This is a genomic window from Vagococcus intermedius, assembly GCF_029144185.1.
Lineage (GTDB): Bacteria > Bacillota > Bacilli > Lactobacillales > Vagococcaceae > Vagococcus_D > Vagococcus_D intermedius.
This window is the reverse complement of sequence record NZ_CP110232.1, coordinates 1,358,363-1,384,213: the sequence shown is the minus strand read 5'-3', so window position 1 is coordinate 1,384,213 and position 25,851 is coordinate 1,358,363. Positions and strand designations below refer to the sequence as shown.

Annotated in this window: 22 protein-coding genes; 21 read left to right on the top strand and 1 reads right to left on the bottom strand. The window is 35.6% G+C overall.

The window, feature by feature from the left end; translation table 11 throughout:
* Positions 1-3: 3 nt before the first annotated feature.
* The 10 genes from OL234_RS06420 (at position 4) to OL234_RS06375 (ending at position 11,557) form a co-directional block, all read left to right on the top strand.
* Positions 4-786, top strand: a complete 783-nt coding sequence (locus OL234_RS06420) for a dihydroorotate dehydrogenase electron transfer subunit (RefSeq protein WP_275468421.1) — start codon at positions 4-6, stop codon at positions 784-786.
* Entirely contained in the window at positions 783-1,712 is a 930-nt protein-coding gene (locus tag OL234_RS06415; RefSeq protein WP_275468420.1) for a dihydroorotate dehydrogenase, read from the top strand. The genes OL234_RS06420 and OL234_RS06415 overlap by 4 nt, the downstream gene beginning before the upstream one ends.
* A complete protein-coding gene (pyrF, locus tag OL234_RS06410) occupies positions 1,706-2,437 on the top strand; it encodes an orotidine-5'-phosphate decarboxylase (RefSeq protein WP_275468419.1) in 732 nt (243 codons plus the stop codon). The genes OL234_RS06415 and pyrF overlap by 7 nt, the downstream gene beginning before the upstream one ends.
* Positions 2,430-3,056: an orotate phosphoribosyltransferase gene (gene pyrE / locus OL234_RS06405; RefSeq protein WP_275468418.1), complete on the top strand. Its 627-nt coding sequence runs from the start codon at positions 2,430-2,432 to the stop codon at positions 3,054-3,056. The genes pyrF and pyrE overlap by 8 nt, the downstream gene beginning before the upstream one ends.
* Before the next feature lie 25 nt (positions 3,057-3,081).
* Positions 3,082-3,780: a carbonic anhydrase family protein gene (locus tag OL234_RS06400; protein WP_275468417.1), complete on the top strand. Its 699-nt coding sequence runs from the start codon at positions 3,082-3,084 to the stop codon at positions 3,778-3,780.
* 68 nt (positions 3,781-3,848) lie between these two features.
* A complete protein-coding gene (locus OL234_RS06395; RefSeq protein ID WP_275468416.1) occupies positions 3,849-4,766 on the top strand; it encodes a Gfo/Idh/MocA family protein in 918 nt (305 codons plus the stop codon).
* Between the two features lie 105 nt (positions 4,767-4,871).
* Positions 4,872-8,267: a serine hydrolase gene (locus OL234_RS06390; RefSeq protein WP_275468415.1), complete on the top strand. Its 3,396-nt coding sequence runs from the start codon at positions 4,872-4,874 to the stop codon at positions 8,265-8,267.
* A 158-nt stretch (positions 8,268-8,425) separates the two neighbouring features.
* On the top strand, positions 8,426-9,172 hold the full coding sequence (locus OL234_RS06385) for an HAD-IIB family hydrolase (protein ID WP_275468414.1): 747 nt from the start codon (positions 8,426-8,428) through the stop codon (positions 9,170-9,172).
* A gap of 231 nt (positions 9,173-9,403) precedes the next feature.
* The gene (locus tag OL234_RS06380; protein WP_275468413.1) at positions 9,404-10,642 is read left to right on the top strand and encodes a chloride channel protein; all 1,239 of its coding nucleotides are present in this window, start codon (positions 9,404-9,406) and stop codon (positions 10,640-10,642) included.
* A 60-nt stretch (positions 10,643-10,702) separates the two neighbouring features.
* Entirely contained in the window at positions 10,703-11,557 is an 855-nt protein-coding gene (locus tag OL234_RS06375; protein ID WP_275468412.1) for a DUF975 family protein, read from the top strand.
* Between the two features lie 40 nt (positions 11,558-11,597).
* Here the strand turns inward: OL234_RS06375 and OL234_RS06370 are convergent, their stop codons facing one another.
* Complete coding sequence (locus OL234_RS06370; protein WP_275468411.1) at positions 11,598-12,044, bottom strand: universal stress protein; 447 nt, start codon at positions 12,042-12,044, stop codon at positions 11,598-11,600.
* Between the two features lie 220 nt (positions 12,045-12,264).
* Here OL234_RS06370 and OL234_RS06365 point away from each other — a divergent pair, with 220 nt between their 5' ends.
* From OL234_RS06365 to OL234_RS06315, 11 genes are all read left to right on the top strand, one after another.
* Positions 12,265-15,072, top strand: a complete 2,808-nt coding sequence (locus OL234_RS06365) for a helicase C-terminal domain-containing protein (protein WP_275468410.1) — start codon at positions 12,265-12,267, stop codon at positions 15,070-15,072.
* 81 nt (positions 15,073-15,153) lie between these two features.
* Positions 15,154-15,630, top strand: a complete 477-nt coding sequence (locus tag OL234_RS06360; RefSeq protein WP_275468409.1) for a cell wall elongation regulator TseB-like domain-containing protein — start codon at positions 15,154-15,156, stop codon at positions 15,628-15,630.
* An 84-nt stretch (positions 15,631-15,714) separates the two neighbouring features.
* Entirely contained in the window at positions 15,715-16,908 is a 1,194-nt protein-coding gene (locus tag OL234_RS06355; protein ID WP_275468408.1) for a pyridoxal phosphate-dependent aminotransferase, read from the top strand.
* A gap of 28 nt (positions 16,909-16,936) precedes the next feature.
* The gene (gene asnS, locus OL234_RS06350) at positions 16,937-18,235 is read left to right on the top strand and encodes an asparagine--tRNA ligase (protein WP_275468407.1); all 1,299 of its coding nucleotides are present in this window, start codon (positions 16,937-16,939) and stop codon (positions 18,233-18,235) included.
* 152 nt (positions 18,236-18,387) lie between these two features.
* Positions 18,388-19,146 (top strand): alpha/beta fold hydrolase, encoded by a 759-nt coding sequence (locus tag OL234_RS06345; protein WP_275468406.1) that lies wholly within the window; start codon positions 18,388-18,390, stop codon positions 19,144-19,146.
* A gap of 259 nt (positions 19,147-19,405) precedes the next feature.
* Positions 19,406-19,858: a CopY/TcrY family copper transport repressor gene (locus OL234_RS06340; RefSeq protein WP_275468405.1), complete on the top strand. Its 453-nt coding sequence runs from the start codon at positions 19,406-19,408 to the stop codon at positions 19,856-19,858.
* A 34-nt stretch (positions 19,859-19,892) separates the two neighbouring features.
* Entirely contained in the window at positions 19,893-20,102 is a 210-nt protein-coding gene (copZ, locus tag OL234_RS06335; protein WP_275468404.1) for a copper chaperone CopZ, read from the top strand.
* 30 nt (positions 20,103-20,132) lie between these two features.
* On the top strand, positions 20,133-22,340 hold the full coding sequence (locus OL234_RS06330; protein ID WP_275470120.1) for a heavy metal translocating P-type ATPase: 2,208 nt from the start codon (positions 20,133-20,135) through the stop codon (positions 22,338-22,340).
* A 169-nt stretch (positions 22,341-22,509) separates the two neighbouring features.
* Complete coding sequence (locus OL234_RS06325) at positions 22,510-24,003, top strand: AcpB/EbpR/MafR family transcriptional regulator (RefSeq protein WP_275468403.1); 1,494 nt, start codon at positions 22,510-22,512, stop codon at positions 24,001-24,003.
* Between the two features lie 97 nt (positions 24,004-24,100).
* The gene (locus tag OL234_RS06320) at positions 24,101-24,727 is read left to right on the top strand and encodes a CatA-like O-acetyltransferase (RefSeq protein WP_275468402.1); all 627 of its coding nucleotides are present in this window, start codon (positions 24,101-24,103) and stop codon (positions 24,725-24,727) included.
* Between the two features lie 403 nt (positions 24,728-25,130).
* Positions 25,131-25,835 (top strand): N-acetylmannosamine-6-phosphate 2-epimerase, encoded by a 705-nt coding sequence (locus tag OL234_RS06315; protein ID WP_275470307.1) that lies wholly within the window; start codon positions 25,131-25,133, stop codon positions 25,833-25,835.
* Positions 25,836-25,851 lie beyond the last annotated feature (16 nt).

The following is a 25,851-nucleotide window of genomic DNA, read 5'->3' as shown; positions in this document are numbered from 1 at the left end:
ATGATGAAACAGGAAATGATGCAGATTGTCAAACAAAAAATGATTGCAAAAGATATTTTTGAATTAACCTTAACAGGCAATCTAACTAAAGAGATGACAACTCCAGGTCAGTTTTTACATATTAAAGTGCCACAACAAGATTTATTAATGCGTCGACCACTTAGTTTGGCCAGTGTTGATCAGCAAAAGAAAGAGTGTGTGGTGATTTATCGAACCGAAGGAACAGGAACTAAGCGTCTTAGTGGCTTAACTAGCGGAGGAGAACTAGATGTTTTAGGCCCTTTAGGTAATGGTTTTAAGATCTGTGACGTAAAAAAAGAGGAGCATATCTTACTTGTAGGTGGCGGAATCGGTGTACCGCCGCTATACGAACTATCAAAACAGTTGAAGTCAAAAGGCGCAATTATTCATCATATCTTAGGATTTCATGATAAAAGCGCACTATTTTATATAGACAAATTTAAGAAATTAGGAACAATCAGCATTACCACTGATAACGGTTCTTATGGGATTAAAGGGCATATTGGAGCCGCTCTACCTGAGTATTTAGAAAGTGTGACGCCGGATGCTATCTATGCTTGTGGTCCGAATGCTTTATTAAAAGTAATTAATCAACAGTTTTTGGAGCATCCAAGAGCCTATCTATCATTAGAAGAACGAATGGCCTGTGGGATTGGTGCTTGTTATGCTTGTGTTTGTCATGTTGCAGATGATCCAAGTGGTCAAAAAAGTAAGAAGGTTTGTGATGAAGGGCCTATCTTTAAAACAGGGGAGGTTATTGTATGACACGCTTAGCGATTGAATTACCTGGCCTATCGTTAAAAAACCCGATAATGCCAGCTAGTGGTTGTTTTGGTTTCGGTGAAGAGTATGGGAAGTATTATGATTTAAATCAGTTAGGTGCCATTATGATTAAAGCCACCACGTTAACACCTCGATACGGGAATCCAACTCCGCGAATAGCAGAAACAACTAGCGGGATGTTAAATGCGATTGGCTTACAAAATCCAGGTTTATCTGAGGTGCTTACTACTAAGTTATCTTATTTGTCACAATATGATGTCCCGATTATTGCTAATGTAGCAGGTTCAACTGTGGAAGAATATGTCACAGTCTGCGACAAAATAAGTCAAGCACCTAATGTTAAAGCGATTGAACTTAATATCTCCTGTCCAAATGTTAAAGAGGGAGGAATTGCCTTTGGGACAGACCCTGAGATTGCTTATCAATTGACAGAAGCTGTTAAGAAAGTCAGTCAAGTTCCAATTTATGTCAAATTATCTCCAAATGTGACAGATATTATTCCAATTGCTAAGGCGATTGAAGCAGGTGGAGCAGATGGGCTAACCATGATAAATACGTTATTAGGGATGCGTTTGGATTTAAAAACAAGACAACCTATTTTAGCTAATCAAACGGGTGGCCTATCTGGCCCAGCAATTAAACCGGTAGCAATCCGCTTGATTCATCAAGTTTCTCATGCCGTTAGTCTTCCTATTATTGGGATGGGAGGCGTTTGTACAGTTGATGATGTCTTAGAAATGTACTTAGCAGGAGCGAGTGCTGTAGCAGTTGGCACAGCTAATTTTACCGATCCTTATGTTTGTCCTAATTTAATTAAAGCCTTACCTCAGAGAATGGATGAATTGGGGATTAGTAGCTTGAGTCAGTTAGTCAAAGAAGTTCGAAAGGAGCGTCAACTTATATGTTAGCTACTAGACCAATTATTGCCTTGGATTTTCCTGATCGTGCTACTATCCTTAATTTTCTCGGAACATTTCCTAAAGAAGAGAAATTATTTCTAAAAGTTGGGATGGAATTATTTTATCAAGAAGGACCTAGTATTATTACCTGGTTAAAAGAGTTAGGTCATGATATTTTTTTAGATTTAAAGTTACACGATATTCCTAATACAGTAGAACGAGCCATGACTGGAATTGCTAGTCTAGGTGTAACGATGACGAATGTTCACGCATCAGGTGGACAAAAAATGATGAGAGCAGCCTTGAGGGGCTTAGAAAAGGGAACTAAGTCAACGGAACAGGTGCCTTTACTACTTGCTGTGACCCAACTAACGTCAAGTACTGAAGAGATGATTCAAAAAGAACAACTCGTCTCAGAAAGTCTACTAACAAGTGTCCGTCACTATGCTGATTTAGCGTATAGAAATGGTTTGGCTGGTGTTGTCTGTTCTGCTTTAGAAGCGGAACAGATTAAGAAATATCTAGATAGTGAAAAGTTCATTTGTGTCACACCGGGTATTAGGCCTAAAGGCAGTCAATTAGGTGATCAAAAGAGAGTCGTTACGCCTTGTGTGGCAAAACAATTAGGTGCTACCTATATTGTTGTCGGTCGACCTATTACCTCTTCAAAAACACCATATGACGTTTACCTTACTATAAAAAATGACTGGAATGGAGAGAAAACATATGACTAAATTAGGCCAAGATATTGTCGAGAAATTATTAGAAATAGAAGCTATTAGTTTGAAACCGACCGAACCTTTTACCTGGGCTAGTGGGCTTAAAAGTCCAATCTATTGTGATAACCGATTGACAATGAGTTACCCGGAAGTCAGAAAATTAATTGCAACAGGTCTAGCTGATACGATCAAAAAAGAGTATCCAGATGTTGAAGTGATTGCTGGAACAGCGACGGCTGGAATTCCACACGCGGCTTGGGTAGCGGATATCTTGGAGTTACCGATGGTTTATATTCGTAGTCAGGCAAAAAAACACGGTAAAGGGAATCAAATAGAAGGTCGTATTAATCCACAACAAAAAATGGTTATTATTGAGGATTTAATTTCCACAGGGGGAAGTGTCTTAGAAGCAGTCGATGCTGCAACAAAAGAAGGGGCTTCTGTCCTAGGAGTTACAGCTATTTTCAGCTACGGCTTGCCTAGAGGAGTGGCTAATTTTAAAGAGGCGGGTGTTCATTTAACAACATTAACGAACTATGAAGAAATGATTGAGAAAGCCTTAGAAATTGACTATATTAATTCTTGTGATGTAGAATTATTACAAAGCTGGAAAAAAGATCCAATAGCTTGGTAAATTAGTTGAATGAGGAGTGACAATTATGACAATTGAACGTATCTATACAAAGAGCAACCAACGCTTAGCAGAACTTAAAGCTCTACCACTAGAAGAACACGAAGGTGGCGATCATGGCTTTTGTTATCAATCACCGATTGATTTTGCTGACGTTCCAGAGGTTATTAAAGATGACTCCTTGAATTTAGAATTTTTTTATTCAAAAGAAACGTATACACAAGAAATTTTTGGTGGATCTTATCACCTTGTCCCGACTGAGACAAATAGTTATGTTAAATTAGAAAATGTTATCTTTAAGTTAGTTGATATTCACGTCCATTTTCCTAGTGAACATTTATTTGACGATCAAGCCCATAAATTTGAATTTCATCTTGTTCACGAAAATGCGGAAGGTGTTAATTTAGTAGTTGGGTTAGTTTACGACAGTATTGCAGATGAGTATTTGATCGAGAGTCCAGAACGACGTCGCTTGATGTTAGAGCTATTTAGAGAAGGTGAAGACATGCATTTTACCCCAGCAGAATTTTTACCAGAATCATTGACGTATTATCACTTTATAGGCTCGCTCACGACACCACCATATTCCGGTCCGGTCTTATGGTTTATAATGGATGAACTGCAACATGGCAATCACGATATCATGAAGCGTGTGAAAAGACATGTACCAATTAACAATAGCCGTGTTGTTTTTGATATTAAAGATCGTATCATGTATCATAATTAAAGAGAGAATAAATAGACTAGTAATCATTACTAGTCTATTTTGTTTGAAGATAAGAGGAGGAGAATTAGATGAAGATTGGTGTTATTGGAATTGGAAATATCTGTCAAAAAGCCTATTTACCAATTATGAATAATATGAGGGAGCAGGTTGAATGGCACTTTTATTCACGTCAAACTGATAAAATCAACTTATTAGCCCATCAGTTTGGCTGGGAGCATTACCATGATGATTGGGAAGCCTTTTTAAATAGTGGGATTGAAGCATGTTTTATCCATACCCCCACACCTACTCATGCCCATTTGATTGAATTATTTTTAAATAAAGGTATTCATGTTTTTGTGGACAAGCCGGTGAGTGAGGATAGTGAAGAGGTAACAAGTTTGCACAAATTAGCATCAGAAAAAGGCTTGATTTTAATGACAGGGTTTAATCGACGCTTTGCTCCGTTAAACCAAACCTTAAAAGCACTCCCGCATAAGCGTCAAATTATTGCTCAAAAAAATCGTATGCACCCTAAACAACTAGTAAAGTTTCATTTGTTTGATATGATGATTCATATGGTTGATACCACCTTATATTTGTTAGATGATGATATTATTAACGTTGACTATCGGGTAAAAGCATTGCCTGATGGGAAATTACAACGTGCAATGATCATTTTTGAAACGGTAACGACAACAGCTGTTGTTTCAATAAATATGGAGGCGGGAGCGCATACAGAAACTCTCGAAGTACAAACAATTGAAGGCACTTATACCGTTGACAACTTGGTTGCATTAACTAAGAATGAAAAAGGATGCATAACTCAAGTTGGTTTTGGTGACTGGGAGAGCACACTGGTTAAAAGAGGCTTTAATGGCTTAATTATGGCATTTTTAGAGGCAGTTGAGAGTAAGAGAGAATCTGCTGTCGCGACGAGTCAGTCTTCCATTGCAAGTCACTATTATGTTAATGAACTATCAAAGGTATATGAGTTATCTAACTAACTGTTTTATTTAACTTAATGGAAAAAAATCCCTCTTATGTATAGGATAAGGGGGATTTTTTTGGTATGATTTATAATGTATAGGAATCTTAAGGAGGCGTATTGATTGAAAAAAATAGGGGTGTTACTTCTAACAGCTAGCCTATTAATTGGCACAACAAGTTCAATAGTTTATGCAACTGATTGGCAAGAAAGTGTTATTAATAGTGAATTTAAAGGTATTTCAGATAACACGACTATTCAGAGTGAATGGAAGTCGGTTGAAACTGCCAAGGCGATGTGGGAGTTATTAAATGAACGGGATAGTATGACCAATCCTGAAGAAATTTTAGATCAGAATTTAAAAAAAGAGTCATTGGAATATGAAAAAATCTATCAACAGCAACTAGAGGATTTCTATCAATTAGTCATTGAAGTAGCAAAAGAACGAAAGCAAGAAGAGTTAGATAGTCAAAAATTGGAAGCGCTAGATAATTTAATTAAGTCTGCCAAATTAGATGAAACGCAAGTCAAGGTTAGTTTAAAACAAATAGAGTTGAAATTAAATGACATCACCCAAGATGCTAAACCTAAATTAGAAAAGCACGTAACAGATCAAGAAGCAGAAACAAGTGACGGGTCAACTGAATCTGAAAATGATGCAACAGATCAAGAAGCAGAAACAAGTGACGGGTCAACTGAATCTGAAAATGATGCAACAGATCAAGAAGCAGAAACAAGTGACGGGTCAACTGAATCTAAAAATGATGCAACAGACCAAGAAGCAGAAACAAGTGACGGGTCGACCAAATCTAAAAATGATGTAACGGATCAAGAAGCAGAAACAAGTGACGGGTCGACCGAATCTAAAAATGATGCGACAGATCAAGAAGCAGAAACAAGCAAAGAGTCGACCAAATCTAAAAATGATGCGACAGATCAAGAAGCAGAAACAAGTGACGGGTCGACCAAATCTAAAAATGATGCGACAGATCAAGAAGCAGAAACAAGTGAAGGGTCGACTGAATCTAAAAATGATGTAACGGATCAAGAAGCAGAAACAAGCGAAGAGTCGACTAAATTCAAAGATAAAACAATTGATTCTAAAGATAAAGCATTGGAGTTCAATGAAACTAAGGATAAAAACCTAAAAAATAGATCAAAGCAATTAGTTAGTCGTGATAATGAGATAGAAACGGTTCAAATAGATGTCAGGTTAGAAAAAGGGCATGTGTATGCTTGGTCAAAACCTTATCATTATGACGGTTATAAATCATTAGGGAAAGCTGAAAATATCTTAAATGTTGGGAAGGATTATACCATAACGAGACAAGCAAAGACGGATAATGGGTTGTATTATGAAGTATCTAAGGATGTTTGGGTAAGTAAAAGTGCTTTCTCCTTATTAAATAAACAAAACTACCAAATGATTAACCAGGATGTTAGATTAAATAAAGGTGATGTCTATGCTTGGTCGAAACCTTACCGCTACAAAGATTATTATTCATTAGGTAAAGCAAAAACAGTCGTAGATAAGAATAAAGATTATAGTGTGACAAAGCAAGCTGTAACTAGTAATGGGATTTATTATGAAGTGAAACCAAATGTTTGGGTGACAAGAGGCGCATTTAATCGACTGGATCAACCTAAATTTGAGCTAATTGATAGTGATGTGAAGCTAAAAAATGGTGACGTTTATGCTTGGACACAACCTTATCGTTATAAGGATTATCGTTCTTTAGGTAAGGTCAAAGAGACTTTAGATGTGGGGGAAGATTATAAAATAAAGCGTCAAGCAAAAACGTCAAATGGGATTTATTATGAAGTGAAAACCAATTTGTGGGTCACCAAAGGTGCATTTACTAAATATGACCCACCTAAATATGAAAAAGTCGATTTTATTGCCAGACTAGACAATGGCAAAGTTAATACCTGGACACAACCTTATCGTTATGTCGGGTATCGTTCGTTAGGAAAATCTGGTGTCAATGGTAAGGTAGGAGCTAATTATTCTATTAAACGAGTAGCAGAGACTAGCAATGGTTTATATTATGAGTTAAAAAAAGATGTTTGGATAGTAGCCAGTGCTTTTCACACACTTGATAGTCAAGATTATGAGACTGTAAATTTAGATGTGAGAGTGAAGAATAAACCTATCTATGCTTGGAGTAAACCTTACCGCTATAAAGGATACAAAAGCCTAGGAAAAACCAATACAGTACTAAAAGGAACTACTGATTACCACGTTAAGAAACAAGCAAAAACAACCAATGGTGTTTATTATGAAGTAAAACCAAATGTCTGGGTAACGAGAAGTGCTTTTGAAAAATTAGCGGTGCCTGCTTATAAAACAATTCAACAAGATGTTCGCCTAGAGAAACAGGATGTTTATGTATGGAATCAACCTTATAAGTATTATGGTTCTAAGGCAGTAGGAAAAGCTGGAAATGTTGTAAATAGTGCGGTCGATTATAAAGTAAGACGTCAAGCTAGCACTAGTAATGGTGTTTACTATGAATTATCACCAAATATTTGGATCAGTAGAAGTGCTTTTCGTAAGTTAGATAAACCTCAATATAAAACAATTAATTATAAAGCTAAATTAGTAAAAGGGGAGGTTTATGCTTGGAGTCAGCCCTACAATTATTTTGATTATCGGTCACAAGGTCGAGCTAACAGTAAAGCAACAGTTGGACAAACTTATCACATAACAAGACAAGCTCAAACTAGAAATGGGATTTATTTTGAATTGCCTTCAGGATCTTGGCTTTCAAAAAGTGCATTTAAAATTGAGCAAGATAAAATTCAAAAAGTCCAACAGTTGCTAAATGCCAAGTACAGTTCCCCTCATTATGGTATTTATGTTAAATCATTAGAGTCAGGACAAGTGGCCAAGATGGGAGCTGACAAACGGTTTACAGCAGCTAGTACAGGTAAATTACCAGCCATTTATTATACACAAAAGATGATTAATCAAGGGAGAGTAAATCCACAACAGGCCTTTGAGAATAATCCACGTATTAATAATATGCCATTGTCCTATATGCCATGGGGGGCAGGTATCTTACAAAACCAACCTTGGGGCTCATATCACTCGCTAGATAAAATTTTGCAGTGGACGATTAAATATTCTGATAATCAGGGAGCTAATTTTATTGCTTATTATGGGGCGGATAAATATAGTGAAGCAATGAGAAAAGATATTAGTAAAGTTATTGGCAGACGGTGGGATAGTCCCTTTAGTGTTACGTCACAAGAAAATGCTCGCTTGATTGAAGCTATCTATAAACAAGGCGGCAATGCTGAAAAGTACTTGCAACATACAGTCTATGATCAAGAAAGAATTCCTAAGTATTTACCTGTTAAAGTGGGACATAAAATTGGTGATTTAGGTGAACTTACTCATGATGTTGCCATTGTGTATGCAAAGGAACCTTATGTAATATCTGTTATGACTAAAAATTATATTGGAAAAGAGCCCATTGCAGTATTGTCTAAAGAAGTCTATCAACTCTTAAAATAAGAAACGATGTAGTGCTTTATTTCAATTAGATTAGTTTTTTTTAGGAGTAGCTTACGCTGCTCTTTTTATTTTATTAATAAAGTGAATGAGTCAGCAAGGTGGTTGAATAAAACAACAAAAATGATATACTATCCTAATAGTATTAAGGAGTGATTAGGATGAACTTTGTATTTGATATGGATGGGACTGTTTGTTTTGATGGTCAAACAATTGACAAAAAATTAACTGATTTTATGACTGAGTATCTACATCATTCAGCACAACATCAACTAATTTTTGCCTCAGCTCGTCCAGTGCGAGATATGTTACCTTTATTACCAAAAAGTTTACAAGACTGTCATCTGATTGGAAGCAATGGTGCAATGCTATATTCTGAGCTTAAACCTCAATGGTTTCAAACAATTGATAAGGCTGATTTTAGTTATATTAGAGAGTATGTTTATCAAAAAAAACTGGATTATCTCTTTGATGAACAGTGGAATTATTCATGTGTTGGTGAGACGTTAATGACGCTAAGACAGCGCTTAGATAGTCATAAACAGGCAAAGAATTTACCGATTACCGCCGTAACAAATCCAGTGAAAATATTGGTAAGCAATTATCTGAACGAGCAAGAAGTTTTAGCTGATTTTAGTTCCTTAACGGTTGATTGTAATATCTATCCTAGCGAACGTTGTTTGGATGTAACAAGAAAAGGCGTCAACAAAGCGAGCGCAATTGAACGTTTATTGGGGGAGTCTGACTATGTGGCATTTGGGAATGATCGCAATGACATAAAAATGTTGGAAAGAGCTAACTATGGCATTTGTGTAGGTAATAGTCAAGAAGTGAGTAAAATTGCTGATCGGGTGATTAAAGAAAGTCCAGAAGTGATAATAGAAATGTTGCGCGAGATTGTTGCTTAAAAGAGTAAGTTCATGACAATCAGTCTGTTAGTTTTTTATTACTTATAAGTGTTCAGCTAGTTGGAACTAAGGTTAATAGAGTAGTCGGTGAGGATAATTCTTTCAAGTAGAGCCGGCTATAATAACAATTAAAAATACCTGCTAGCCTCCTCCCTGAGAGGATTACCATGCTCAGAGAAGAGGATAGCAGGTGTTTTTTCGCAAGGATTAGAGGCTAAGGGAGGCATTAAGGTGAATAAAAAATTAGGTGTGTCAACGTTAGTGATTCTAAAATGGTTCGTAATTTCAAGTTTAGTTGGAATTACAATGGGCTGTCTGTCAGCTTTTTTCTTAAAATCTTTAGAAGTGGTGACATTGATCCGGTTAAAAAATAACTGGCTCATTTATGGTTTGCCTATAATTGGCATGTTTTTTATGTGGTTATACCAACGATATGGTGACAATTCAGCTAAAGGTAACAACCTTATCATAGCAGCTGCAAATGGTAGTACGGAAAATATTCCCTGGAAAATGTTACCACTTACTTTGTTTGGGACAATTACTACCCATCTTTTTGGTGGTTCAGTCGGTCGTGAGGGAACTGCAGTTCAAATGGGAGGTGTTGTAGCAGAATATATTGGAAAGTGGTGGCACTTAACTAATAAGGAACGTCAATTAGCTTTAATTTGTGGGATTAGTGCAGGCTTTAGCAGTGTTTTTGGTACCCCTTTGGCAGGTGGGATTTTTGCCTTAGAAGTATTAATGGTTGGTCAAGTTAAAAGTTACGGGCTTGGACCAAGTATGTTATCCGCATTTATTGCAAATGCAGTTACTACCTGTTTCAGTATTAGTCATAGTCACTATGTTATCACAGAAGTACCTAAACAAAATTTGTATTTAATAGGAAAAATCATATTTTGTGCAAGTTGTTTTGGGTTAGTTGCCCGCTTGTTTAGCGCGAGTATTAGGTATTTAAAAAACTGTTATGCTCGCCTAATACCTAATGCTATCTATCGGATTGGATTTGGGGCAGCGGTAGTCGTACTTTTGAGCTTGATTTATGGAACTAATCGTTATCTAGGACTAAGTCTTCCGCTACTTACCGACGCTTTCTCAGGTGAAGTTAGACCTTTTGATTTTCTTAACAAGTTAATTTTTACGGTACTATCTCTTGGTGCAGGCTTTCAAGGTGGTGAAGTTACCCCTTTATTTGAAATTGGCGCGACACTTGGAAGTCATTTAGGTGATATATTGGGGATTCCCGCAGGTTTTTTAGCTGCTTTGGGTTTTATTGGTGTTTTTTCAGGGGCAACAAACACGCCAATCGCTTGTTTTATTATGGGGATTGAATTGTTTGGTAGTGAATTGGCCAGTTATTTATTTATCAGCAGTATTGTTAGCTATTTATTTTCCGGTTCAAAAGGGATTTATCAAGCACAAAAGATAGCAGGTGGGAAATTACCCATGTTCCTTGAATATCATCACAGATAGTATTTTTTTTATTTTTGAGAGTATGTTAAAATAATTAAGAAAAAATAAGGGAGGAATTGTATGAATAAAACAAGTAGTCAGTTAAAGGGTGAAGCAAAAGCTGCTTTACGAGGCCGTTGGAAAGAGGCTATTTTACTAAATTTAGTCCCATCGTTGCTTAGTATGTTATCTGCATGGATTATAGGGATTGCCATTATAGGGTTATCGCTATTTTCAATGTTTTTAATGTCGGTGGATACAGATACATCTTTAGACAGCACGATTAAACAAGAACAGCGCGGGGATAGTTATGAAAGAAATAATAATTTAGGAAAATCAGATGATACTCTTATCAGCGATGTTAGTACAAATATAAGCACATCGCCAGGTGGTTTTTTTAGTAAAACATTACTACCAATCATTATTAGTTTTATGACAATTGGCATTTCCTTTACTTTTGTTGAGTTATTAAGAAATCCTAGCCGAAAGATTAATCCAATGGCTGACCAATTTCGAATGTTTAACGGTAAAGATTTTGTCCCACTATTATTGATTCAAATTTTAAATGCCGTATTTATTTACCTATGGTCACTATTATTTATTGTACCAGGGATTATAAAAAGATATTCTTATTCACAATCTTTTTATATCTATAAAGACTTATCAGAACATACCAACGCTCAAGGAACATCGGCTTTAAATTATATTAGTGAGAGCCGGTCGTTGATGAAAGGAAACAAAGGACGTTTATTTTATATTGACTTAAGTTTCTTAGGTTGGCAGTTTCTTTGTTGGCTAACATTAGGGCTGGGGTATTTTGTGTTAAACCCTTATATGAATGCAACTAAGGCAGCTTTTTATCGAGATATTTCAAAAGATCGTTATGCAAGTCCTGTAGTAGTTGCAAACAATGATGACGAGTGGACTAATTTTTAAAAAACAAAAACACTGAGACTTTAGTCTCAGTGTTTTTTTATTAAGTCATATCAGGTCGAATAACAAGAACAGGACATTTAGCGTGGTTCACAACATAATTTGTAGTTGAACCAATCATTAATTTATCTAAGCCTGTTTTTCCTGTTGCTCCGATGATTAAAAGGTCAATCTCTTCTTGATCAGGTATTTGTGTGGCGATAATAGTTCGAGCAGCGCCTTCTTCCAATAGTGGAATAGCTTCTTTGACACCTAAGTTGTTCGCTTTTATGACGAGCTCACTTAGTTCAACACGAGCTTTTTCCAGTTCTTTTTCCATAGAACCTTCAATAATATAAGGCGCAAAGGGGTCAATTCGAGTATCCACTACTCGTAAAATATACAACTTAGCATCATTTCGAATAGCAGTAGCAACAGCGTGGTCAAAAGCAATTTGGGAGTTCTTAGAGCCATCATTAGCAACCAAAATCCGTTCATAGCGATGTAGCATAATTATTACCTCCTTTTTATAGCTTAAGTATAACAAATAAATAGTTTTTAGTGAATTTAAAACCCTTTTGAGCAAATGGATTATTGTTATATTATAGACGATACAACAGTAAAAATATCAGTTAGATTAAAGTAAATTGGACTAGAGGGTGAAATTTATTGTAAAAATAGGTATAATTTGATTTGTTATTAATTTTGAGTAGTAGAAAGTAGGAGATATTATGCAAAAAGATCAAACTTATGCGGTCGTTGATTTAGAAACTACCGGGACGAATCCCAAAACTGATCGCATTATTCAAATTGGTTGTGTTTTCGTTAAAAACAATCAAATTATCTCACGCTTTGCTACGGATATTAATCCAAAACAGACCATTACAAAGCATATTACAAGTTTAACTGGTATTACAAACGAACAAGTTACTGAGGCACCTTATTTTGAAGATAAGGCTGAAGAAATATATGATTTACTCAAAGAGTGTGTCTTTGTAGCCCATAATATTTATTTTGACTACCAATTCCTTAGTCACGAGTTAGTGAGATGTGGACAACAACATTTAACGATTGAAGGAATAGACACTGTCGAACTAGCTCAGATATTCCTACCCAAATCCCCGAGCTTTCGCTTAGGGGATTTAGCAGAACAATACGGCTTTAGCCATGATCGGCCACATCAAGCTGATAGTGACGCTGAGGTAACGGCTGAATTACTAATCTTAATTGAACAAAAAATAGTAACTTTACCTTTAGTAACAATCGAAAAAATTGTAGAGTTGGCAGGTCCTTGTGGAATGGATACAGCTAATTATTTAAAAATGCTAGCTAGAGCGATGCAAGAAAAAATCGCCCCCTTAGCTACAGATATTCAAATTATTCAAGGGATAGCTCTAAAAAAACAACTAACAACATTAAGTAATCTTTTGATTACGGATGCTGAGGTGTGCCAAGATGACTATCCAGAAACTAAAAAAGAAAAGGAACAATTATATCAAGATTTCTTAAATTATCGTAGTAATCAAGGTAAAATGATGAATCTTGTCCATCGTTTCTTTACGACAGAAGTATCTCAAGGTGAGGCACAAGATAATTTTGAACGAAAAAATCTTGCTATTGAAGCTCCAACAGGCAGCGGCAAAACATTTGGTTACTTGTTGCCGCTGAGCTATCTTGCTACACCAACTAATCCTGTTATTATTAGTACGGTTTCCGTATTACTAGAAAATCAACTGATTGAACAAGCAATCCCACTTGTTAATAAGATAAGACCAGGTAGTCTAATGGCAACATTAGTAAAAAGTCATCGCCACTTTATTGATCTAGAACGTTTTTCAAGTACCTTGAGATCTCCCTCTCAGCAAAAACAATATGCACTCTATCAGATGCGTGTCCTAGTTTGGTTGACAGAAACGGAGACAGGTGATTTGGATGAGCTTAACTTAATTAGCCTGAACCATCCATTTTTTAAAGAAGTTCGTCATCGTGGTCTGGCCTATCTTTCAAAAAGTTCACCTTATTATAAGGTTGATTTTTGGCGATATTTACAACAAAAGATGGCGCAGTCAAATGTCATTGTCGTAAATCATGCTTTTTTATGCCATGAAAATGATCGTGATGAGTTTATTTTACCTAGTAGTGACTTCTTGTTAATTGATGAAGCACATCATTTGCCAGATATTGCACAAAAAGCATCATCCTTTAAATTAACCAGTTATGAGCTTGCTAAAAAAATCGCTTATTTAGCCAATGAAGAACTTGGTTCTGTTGTAGAAACTCCAGCATGGTTAGAATCTAATTGTGCTAAGACTGAAAAGTCGTTGCGTTATGTCTTAACGGAATTAAGCCATGTGATTGAAGAATTAAAAGAAGATGTCATCGAAGGTTTGTTAATTGATCGAGGTTATAAAACGGAAGAAGAAGTCATGATCACTGATAGTATGCTGCATGAGCTGCCAGTTTATACTGCTGCTCATAGCAACCAACTGATTTTACTACTACTTGAAGCCACTCAATTAGCAAAAGAGCTAGAGAAAAGTTATTTGGCCGCCTTAGATAGATGGACTATAAGTGAGAAACGTATGATTACCTATTGGTTAGATGAACTGACAGCACTCCCTCAGTTTTATCAATTTGTCAAAAATTTTATTGAAAAAGAAGAGACAGGGATTGTTCGTTGGTTGGTTATTTCCGAAAAAAGCCACCAATTAACAGCTTACTATAGTGATTTTTCACAGTCAGTTGTTGGAAATAGTCGATGGTACCCTCGTTATAAGAAAATTATTTATACAGGAGGGACTATTGCGGTTGGAAAAGACAGCCAATTTTTAGGTAGAGCTTTAGGAATCGATTACTTGCCAGTTAAATCAGTTCCTGCAAGTTATGATTATAGTCAGCAAGCTCGTCTATATATTCCAAAAGAAGTCGGAGAAATCCGAGAATTAGGTTCCCAAGAACATATTGAATTTATTAGTCAAACTATTCGTGAGCTATCTGAGCAACAAAATCGATCGCTATTAGTTTTGTTTACCTCTCATGACATGTTAGCGAAAGTCTATCACGAAATTAATCAACCGCTAATGAGTGAGGGCGTTGAAGTTTTAGCGCAAGGTTTGTCAGGTTCTAGAGAAAAAATAACCAAACGTTTCACCCATTTGAAACAAGGCGTTTTATTAGGTACTGATTCATTTTGGGAAGGGGTTGATCTACCAGGAGATAGTCTCGAAATGATTATCGTGACACGTTTGCCTTTTGATTCACCAGATAGGCCTTTTATTAAAGAAAAGTATCAATATTTACAGAGTCAGGGAATCGATTCTTTTTATAAATATGCACTGCCTAAAGCTATTTTAAGGTTGAGACAAGGCTTTGGGCGTTTGATTCGTTCAGAAGAGGACAAGGGGGTAATGCTTGTCTTGGATTATCGTTTGATACAAGCCAAGTATGGTAGCCGCTTTATTAAAGCCTTACCGGCTAATCTACCCTTAATCGAGGAAAATCTCAGCACAATTTGCCAAGATATCAAAGAATTTCTTTAAAGTTATAGTCTTAAAGGGTCACAACACTTGAAAAATTTGATATAATATTGAAATATGAACTAATTTAGAAAGGAGTCCGATATGAAGAAAAAACTACCAATTATTGCTAGTTTTGTTTTAGCAACTTTTATTTTCACCTCAATCTTTTTCTTTATAAAAGCAAATCGCCCAATGGCTAGAGCAAAAAAAGAAGCAGTGGGCTTAGCTCGAAAATATTCTGACTTAAAAGAAGTGGATTTCTTTTATTGGTTTAATCGAAAAGAAAGTTATTTTACAGTAGCGGGTAAAGATTCGAGTAAAAATGATATTTATGTTATTATTCCGAGATCAGGTGAAAAAGTCACAATCTTGGATCAAGATGCAGGGGTTGATCGTGATAAAGTGTTAAAAAAAGTGATCAATGAAGAAAATCCTGACCGTATCACTAAAATTAATTTAGGAATGGTTAAAGATAAACCGACTTGGGAAGTAGTTGGTCAAAGCAATGATAAGCGCTTAGAATATTATTTAGTCGACTTTAAAACAGGTGAGATTGAAGATTCCTTAAGAGGAATCTAGAATTAAAAGAGTGAATAATTGAAAGTGATAGATTATAACAGAAGGTTTACAAAGGTTCAAAATAACTTAGAGGAGTGAGAGACTATGACATTGTCACATAGAGCACAACGATTAGAACCATCTGCAACATTAGCAGCAGCTGCTAAAGCCAAAAAGTTAAAGACCGAAGGGTTTGATATTTTAAACCTAACTTTGGGAGAACCTGATTATATGACGCCTGAAACTATTCGTAAGGCTGCTATTAAATCAATTGAAAGCGGTGAGGCAAGCTTTTATACACCTGCTGCTGGGATTATCGAATTAAGACAGGCGGTTATTGAGCGTATACGTCTTGATTATGGCCTTTCCTACGACATAACTGAAGTTGCTGTAACAGATGGCGCAAAATTTGCTTTATATGCATTATTCCAAGCTATTATTAATGCAGGAGATGAGGTTATTATTCCTACTCCGTATTGGGTGAGCTATGGTGAACAAGTAAAGCTAGCTGAGGGGAAACCAGTTTTTGTAACAGCGACTCATGAGGCAAAATTTAAAGTCACTGTTGATCAATTAGAAAAAGCACGAACCGCTCAGACAAAAGCTTTGATTTTAACTAGTCCCTCTAATCCAACTGGGGCAATTTATTCGCCAGACGAATTAGAAAAAATTGGAAATTGGGCCGTTTCCCATAATATTTTAATTATAGCAGATGATATTTACGGTAAATTAGTCTATAATGGACATACGTTTACTCCTATGGCTACAATTTCTGAAGCGATTCGTAAACAAACCGTTATTATCAATGGCGTTTCAAAAAGCTATGCAATGACAGGTTGGCGAATAGGTTATGTCTTAGGTGATGAGGCAATTATTCAAGCTATTATTAAAATCGCCTCACAATCAACAAGTAATTGTTCAGCAGTTAGTCAATACGCTGCTTTAGAAGCGCTAAGAGGCGATCAAAGCTGTGTCGAGGAGATGCGTCAAGCATTTGAACAACGTTTAAATGTAATTTATCCAAAAGTTAGTGCTTTACCTGGTGTTGTGTTAGACAAGCCAGAAGGAGCCTTTTATCTATTTCCTAATGTAGCTGAGACGATGCGCTTGTGTGGTTATACAGCAATCGATCAATTTGTTGATGATTTATTAACAGAGGCACAGGTGGCCGTAGTTAGTGGTGCAGGATTCGGGGCACCGGAACATATTCGGTTAAGTTATGCTAGTGATTTAGAAACTTTACAGCAAGCAATAGCTCGCTTAGAAGAGTTTATTGCCATTAAGCAAGGGTCAGTTTAAATATTTATTATAGAATGGGGAGATATACATGGAAACAATTCGCATTATTGATTCAAAAAAACACGTTGGCGAAACAGTAAAAATCGGGGCGTGGATTGCGAATAAACGTTCAAGTGGTAAGATTGCTTTCTTACAACTACGTGACGGTTCAGCTTACTTCCAAGGTGTTGTCGTTAAAGCTGAAGTTTCGGAAGAAATTTTTGAAACAGCTAAGTCATTAAATCAAGAATCATCAGTTATTATTACAGGAGAAATCCGTGAAGATACTCGTTCAAAATTTGGTTTTGAAATTGGTGTATCTGATATTGAAGTAGTCGGTGAAAGTAAAGACTATCCGATTACACCAAAAGAGCATGGAACTGATTTCTTGATGGATCATCGTCATTTATGGTTACGCTCAACGAAACAACATGCGATTATGCAAATTCGTAACGAAATGATTCGTGCAACTTATGAATTCTTTAATACAAAAGGCTTTATCAAAATAGATCCACCAATCTTAACAAGTTCAGCGCCAGAAGGAACAACTGAATTATTCAGTACTGATTATTTTGGTCAAGAAGCTTACCTATCACAAACAGGTCAACTCTATTCAGAAGCTGCAGCGATGGCATTTGGTAAAGTGTTCTCATTTGGTCCGACTTTCCGTGCGGAAAAATCAAAAACACGCCGTCATTTAACTGAATTTTGGATGGTTGAACCAGAAATGGCTTTTTGTCATCAAGAGGAAAGCTTAGAAATTCAAGAACAATATGTGGCATTTATGGTTCAAGCTTGCTTAGATAACTGCGATTATGCCTTAGACGTTTTAGGTCGTGATAAAGAGTTATTAAAAACATATACTGAGTTGCCATATCCACGTATCTCGTATGATGAAGCTGTTGAATTATTACAGCAAAATGGATTTGAAGATATTACTTGGGGGGATGATTTTGGCTCACCGCATGAAACGTTTATTGCGAACCATTATAGCAAACCCGTCTTTATCTTAAACTATCCAAAATCAATGAGTCCATTCTACATGAAACCACACCCAGATCGTGATGACGTTGTTATTCGTGCTGACTTAATTGCACCAGAAGGTTATGGTGAAATTATTGGTGGTAGTGAACGTGCGATTGGTTATGATTATATGTTAAACGAAATTGAAAAAGATGGTCTAGATGAAGCAGACTACGCTTGGTATTTAGATTTACAAAAATATGGTGCTGTTCCTCACTCTGGTTTTGGTCTTGGTTTAGAACGTACTGTGACATGGATTTCTGGGATTGAGCATGTCCGTGAAGCTAGTCCATTCCCACGCCTGTTACACCGCATTTACCCATAAAATAAGTATTAAATAGTTGAGTAAAAAACTTCTGATAATTAAATTTATCAGAAGTTTTTTACGTTATAAGTTATAAACAGATTAATTGTCAGTTCTAACTAAAAGTCCTATGATAGTTTCATTAGTTAAAAATAACAATGGCGGTGTTAATGATGAAGATTCAAATTAGAGAACGCATGATACATGATATCCCTGTTTTAGAAGTAGTCAGTACTGAAAAAATGAATGAAGCATTACCTTTGGTCATTTTTTACCATGGTTGGCAAACGAACAAAGAATTATTATTGACTCAAGCTAGGAGGTTAGCCGATAAGGGACTTAGGGCAGTATTACCTGATGGCATGCACCATGGTCAACGGAAAATAGGTGAAAAATCAAGTGTCCCATCTGTTACATTTTATTCAACAATTCAGTATAATTTAATTGAATTTAATGTTATAAAAAAATACTTTGAGGAAAGACAACTAATAAAAAATGACTTAATTGGAGTAGGGGGGTATTCTATGGGGGGGATGACGAGTGCTGCTTTAGTTACTCAACATCCAGAAATAACTGCTATAGCAAGTATTATGGGGACGCCCCAGCCAACCAACTATGCTAGTTTAATCCGCAAAAATGCTAAAAAAATGAACTATAATGTCCCGGATGACTTAGCCCTTATTCATTCTTGGTTGCCTCAATTTGATTTGTCTTTACAACCAGAAAAAATGGCTCAGAGACCAATACTTTTTTGGCATGGGACAGAAGACCCTAAAATTCCATTTAATCAAGTGGCTGACTTTTATCATAAAATTGAACATGAGCCTTATGCCAAAAATGTTATTTTTCTAACTGGCCAAGGGGAAGGTCATTTAGTGACCATCGATTTAATGAATACCATTGCTGATTTTTTTGAACAACATTTAAAATGACTAAGAATGTTTAATCTTATTAAAAAGCCCAAAGCTAACCAACATATAGCTTTGGGTTTTTTACTATTTACTTAATTAAAAGAGCTGGAGCTTAATAAATAGTCGATGGCAATTTGAGCAGTTAGGTTTATAAAAATGATAATAATCATCAAAACGTTTTTTTTGCTAAAATCCAAACGTTGACAGATGTAGACGTAAAGTGTTATAGTTTAGTCATCGGATGATTACATCTGTAGACATAAAAGGAGAAGGGAATCTAATGACAGAATCAAAAACATTGAAAATAAGCGAAGCAGAGTGGGAAGTTATGCGTGTTATATGGGCAAAAGGGAAGACAACAAGTCCAGAGATTATTAGTATCTTATCTACTAGCATGGATTGGAAGCCGGCAACTATAAAAACATTATTAAGTCGTTTAGTAAAAAAACAAATTCTTTTAACGGAACTAGAAGGAAATAAATTTATTTATCAACCTTTAGTTAGTGAAGAGCAGACGATGCGCAGCGCTACTGAACAATTATTTTCAAAGATATGTGCTAAAAAAGTCGGGAAAACGATAGCCGAACTTATCGAAGAAGCTGACTTAACCCAGACAGATTTAGCATTAATTTTGACTGCGGTAGATAAAAAAGAAAAAACAGCGGTTAAAACAATTGCTTGTAACTGTATACCAGGGCAATGCGACTGTTCAGAACATCAACATAGGGATTAATTCATATTAAATAGACAGAAAGTTGGAAAATAAAATGAAAAAAGAATTACTAATTACAGGCATGTCATGTCAACATTGCGTGGCTTCTATTGAAAAAACAGTTGGGGAACTAGCGGGTGTCACTAAGATTAAAATTAATTTAAAAAAAGGAAAAGCAAAGGTGAAATTTGATGATTCTCAACAGTCCTTAACGGCTATAACTTCAGCGATTGAGGGTCTTGGATTTCAGACTGAGGTGATTTAAATGAAAAACGAAGCAACTAGTAAAGAACAAATGGTGCATTTGACTAAAGTAGATACTTTAGCCATCACTGGTATGACATGTGCCAATTGTTCAGGTCGAGTTGAAAAAGAATTAATTGCTCAAAAAGGTGTCAAGCATGCAACTGTTAACTTAGCAACTGAGCGCGCGACAGTGGAGTATGATACTCGTACAACAGATTTAGAAAAATTAATAACAAGTATTGAAACGATTGGATACGGTGCTATTCGTTATGATGATGCTCATAAGAAAGAAATAGAAAAAGAAAAAGCTGAAACAATTAGTAAAATGAAGCAAGATTTAATCATCAGCACCTTATTAAGTTTACCAATGGTGATTGGGATGATTTTAATGATGTTAGGATTTGATAATCCGATTGTTCGTTTTTTACATCAGCCATGGGTACAATTACTATTAGCAACACCTGTTCAGTTTTGGATTGGTGCACGATTTTATAAAGGGGCCTATCATGCAATAAAAACAAAAGCCCCTAATATGGATGTATTGGTTGCGATGGGAACAACCTCAGCTTACTTATTAAGTGTCTATAATGGTTTTTTTAACTCTCATAGTCATGATTTATACTTTGAAAGTAGTGCTGTCATTATTACGCTCATTTTATTAGGTAAGTATTTGGAACATCAAGCTAAAAATAAAACAAGCGGAGCTATTAAACAGTTGATGGCGTTACAAGCTAAAATTGCAACAGTGATTCGTGATGGTGAACCTAGAATTATTACGATAGAAGAGGTTGTGTTAGAGGATCATGTACTAGTCAGACCAGGGGAACAAATTCCAGTAGATGGTGAAATAATCGCGGGAAAAACAACGATTGATGAAAGTATGTTAACAGGTGAAAGTCTACCTGTGGAGAAAAAAATATCAGATAATGTTTATGGCGGAACGATTAATACTAATGGGACAATTACGATTAAAGCGACTCAAATTGGTTCAGAAACAGCTTTGTCAAGAATTATTAAAATGGTAGAGGAGGCTCAAGGAAGTAAAGCCCCTATTCAAGCAATTGCTGATAAAATATCTGCTATTTTTGTGCCAATTGTTCTCGTGTTGGCTTTGGCAACGTTAGTCATTAGCGGAGTGATTTTAGGTGATTGGGAAACAGCATTAATTCATAGTGTATCTGTACTAGTAATCGCTTGTCCATGTGCATTAGGCTTAGCGACACCAACAGCGATTATGGTTGGTACAGGTCTAGGTGCTAAAAATGGGATATTAATTAAAGGTGGCGAGGCTTTAGAAAGAGCTTCTAAAATTGATGCGATTGTGATTGATAAGACAGGGACATTGACTAAAGGTAAACCTAGTGTGACGGATTTTCAGATGATAAGTTCTAATTATAGTGAGGCTGAGGCTTTAAGTATCTTATTATCTTTAGAGAGGTTATCAGAACACCCCTTAGCAAAAGCAATCGTGAGCTACGCTAGTGATAGTGGTTTGATAAAAGATAAAGAAGTCACTCATTTTGAAGCACTAGTTGGGGCGGGTATTAAAGGTAGCGTTGATGGAACAGACTATTTTGTTGGCACAAGACGTTTATTACAAACTAAAAATATCCCACTGACTATTGCTGATTTTACTATTAACGAGTTAGAAAAAATGGGAAAAACAGTTATGTATTTAGCAAACGATACTGAGGTATTAGGACTGATTGCAGTGGCGGATGAGTTAAAAGAAAGTTCAGCAGAAGCCATTAGAGCATTGACTAAACAACAGATAACAGTTTATATGTTAACAGGAGATAACCGACATACTGCCAATTATATCGGCATGAAGGCTGGACTAGAAGCAAGTCATATTCTTGCAGAAGTTTTACCGGAAGATAAGGCAGCTTATGTCAAAAAATTGCAAGAATCAGGTAATTTTGTCGGAATGGTCGGAGATGGTATTAATGATGCCCCAGCTTTAGCCTTAGCAGATGTTGGAATAGCGATGGGAACAGGGACAGATATTGCCATGGAGACAGCAGATGTGACTCTTATGACGGGTGATTTGATGCATCTTTCTAAAATGACAACTCTCTCTCATTTGACGATGGTTAAAATTAAACAAAATTTATTTTGGGCATTTGTCTATAATACAATTGGTATTCCTTTTGCAGCACTAGGTTTATTAAATCCGATTGTTGCAGGTGGAGCGATGGCGTTTAGTTCGGTTAGTGTGTTGCTTAATTCTTTGAGTTTGAATCGAAAAAAACTGTAAAAACAAAGAGGTTTTATAACTTCTTTGTTTTTTTTGATATTTTACGATGTTATTTAATTGAAATATCCGTATTTTTATAGTTGATCTATGATAAGATTACTAAATATTAACAAGTTTGTTCGTAAAAGGATTAATTTTCTTAGGGAATTATGGATTAGGGGATGAGAAAATGATATATCAAGTTAAAAAACCACTACAACGTGCCTACGAACTGTTAAATCTATTAATCGAGGCAGACCAACCGTTGTCGAAAAAGGAAATTTCGACAATCATTATGTGTTCTAGACCGACTTTAGATCGGGCTATTGTTGAAACTAATCAGTTGATTCAAACATACTCAATGATTGAAGTAGATGTGGCAGGAGTAAGATTATCTGAGATGCATCATCTAGATAAGGAACAGGTTAAGGCACTTGTTAGCAGAGAAACTTTTATTATGCAATTTTTATGTGATATTTTATTGGGGAAGATCGCCAAGATTGAAGATTGGGCTAAAATGAAGTATTATAGCTCATCAGTTGTTTATCGCAATATTAGACAAGTCTCTCAGTATTTGGAAGAAAAAAATATTATTTTGGACAACAAGGATGGTATTTGGCGCTTAGAAGGAGAAAAATGGAATATCAGATATTTCTATTTTGAGTTACTGAAAGATCATGCGGTTATTTCAGATGAATGGTTTTTTGAAAAGTTTGATCGTTTAGCTATTTTAGACTTTGTTAGGCGTGTCAATTTAGAGTTTGAGATATACTTACCACCTGTAGTTGAATATTTTTATTGTTTATTTATCGCGATACATTTGTCGGTTATTTCAAGTGTTAACATCAGTGACGACTGGTATTATGACAATGAAAAGCCGGTAATAATTGATAAAGAGCGATTAAATCAAGCTTTTGCCATTTTAGAAAAGCGCCTAGGTATCAGTTTAAAAAAGAAAGACAGACTAATGCTGTTGCAGATGCTTAATTTTTTCCCAATCAGCTATATTACAGATAAATCGGCTAAAAGAAGAATTAGGTACGCTAAAGAGTACAGTACAGAAATGTATTATCTTGGTAACTTGGCTTATCATATTTTTCAAGGGAACGAAGAAGAATTATTTCGTTTTACAGATTATTTGGATGTGTTTATGCCCCTTCAATTATTGGGAACATACCCAGAAATCGAATACAGTGAAGTTAAAAATAAACTGATAAATAATCAAGAACTTATTTCACCGATGTTTTTAGAAAAAATTGCATTATTAGAAGCGAGCTTAAAAGACAAAAATTATGCTGCTTATTATTTCGATAATAAAGAAGTGTTATTTAAAAAATTATATGTGTTATATAAAGTTTATGAACAAAAAAATATTAAACAGGAATTGATTGTCACCTTTATGTCTCAGCATGGGGCAATTCAAGAAGAGTATTACCAAAATAAGGTAGCATTAGCCTTGAATATAGACAAAGTTAATTATATCCCAATCTATGATATTCAAAAAAATCAATTGTGGGATCAAGTGGATTTAGTTATCACAGATTATGTCTTAACTGAGATAAGTCAAACCGTTAGTGTTTACTACGTAGATGAAAAATGTTTAAATTCAGATATAAAAAAAATAGCCTCATTACTTAGGAAGTTTGCAATCAAAAAAAAACATAGCTCACGTAAAAAAGGCTAGCTTCCCTTTTATTTTATCACTGTAAGTGGTTTCAAAAAGGCTCGGAAATTTGTTATAATACACTAGAACGTCTGATTAAGTAAAAGGTGGGATAATGATGGAAAAGATTAATTTAACAGAATGGGATAGATTAGAGCATTTTAAAGTGCATAGTCAACGAGACGTACCGTTGTATACAATTACCACAGAAATAGATGTCTCAGCGTTGAAGAGCTTTAGTAATAAAAATAAGTGTTCTTTTTATTACAGTTTGGTCTATTTATCAACTGAAATATTGGATAGCATTGAAAACTTTAGATATAAAATACAGAATCAAGAGGTTGTTCTTTACGATAGGTTGATTCCATCATTTACCGATATGACCCCAGGTGATAATTTATATAGAGGAGTCACCTTACTGAGAGGTGATGACTTATTTGACTTTTGTGAGTCAGCCAAAGAGTTGTCACAAAACCAAGCGGTGTATTTTCCAGAAATTAACTATCCTTTGGATCAGTTAATTCATTATTCGATGATACCTTGGATCAATTTTACAGGGTATCAAAACCAGTTTTATATCGACAAAGATGACTCCATTCCAAAGGTAACTTTTGGCCAATACATTGAAAAACAAGGTGGGTTAATGATGCCAATCAGTTTAGAAGCTAATCATCGACTAGTTGACGGTTATCATATGGGATTGTATTTTAATCGTCTGCAAGAAAAACTCAATAGTTTAATTTAAAAACGTCCTGTGTGACGTTTTTTTATTTTGGCTTAAAAGACCTGGAAACTAGTTCATTATTCGTATCTTTTTCAGGTGAAAAGTGATAGCAAATAAAAAAAATGATCAAAATAAAAAAAGTTTTTAAATAAAAAAAGTAGTCTATAACCTTGAAACGCCTACAAAAGTAAAATATACATTTATTTTGTCATAGGACTAGACAGATTTTAAAAGATTCGGAGGAAAAAAATTTCACGATAATACACTTGTAAAAATTATTTTTATAGATTAAACTTAATTTTGGAAGCGCTATCATTAAATGCTTGATGAAATTATTATCATAAGATTAGACTTAGTTGCATCAAAAATTTATTTGAATTGGCAGATTGGCTCGCAGTTAAAAAATTTATTTGGAGGGAAAAAGATGGTGAAGAAAGAAGATATTAGTAAGCAACTAAAAGGTGGTTTAGTTGTCTCTTGCCAAGCTTTAGAAAACGAGCCGTTACATAGCTCCTTTATTATGGCACGAATGGCTCGAGCAGCTAAGGAAGCTGGAGCAGTTGGTATAAGGGCTAACTCAGTAGTAGATGTACAGGCAATCATGGATACAGTTGAATTACCTGTAATTGGCATTATCAAATCAGTCTATGAGGAATCAGATGTATTTATTACGCCTACACTTAAAGAAGTTAGGCAAATAGCTGCTACTGGCGTCCCAATTATTGCAATGGATGGCACACAACGCCGCCGGCCAAAGGATGAAAAATTGGAAGAAATTGTTAAAATAATCCGTGAAGAATATCCAGAAACATTGCTGATGGCAGATACTGCTACATTAAAAGATATAAGCTATGCTAACTCGCTAGGATTTGATTTTATAGGCACCACATTATATGGCTATACTGAAGAAACCAAAGGTGAAAATATTGCCAAGAACGATTTTGAACAAATGAAAGAAGTATTAAAAACGGCGACTGTTCCAGTTATTGCTGAAGGAAAGATAGATACACCAGAAAAAGCAAAAGAAGCGTTAGCTTTAGGTTGTCATTGTATTGTAAGTGGCGGAGCGATTACTAGACCACAAGAAATTGCTAAACGATTTGTTAACGCATTGCAGGAAGAAGCTTAAGACATAAGGAGTGAGA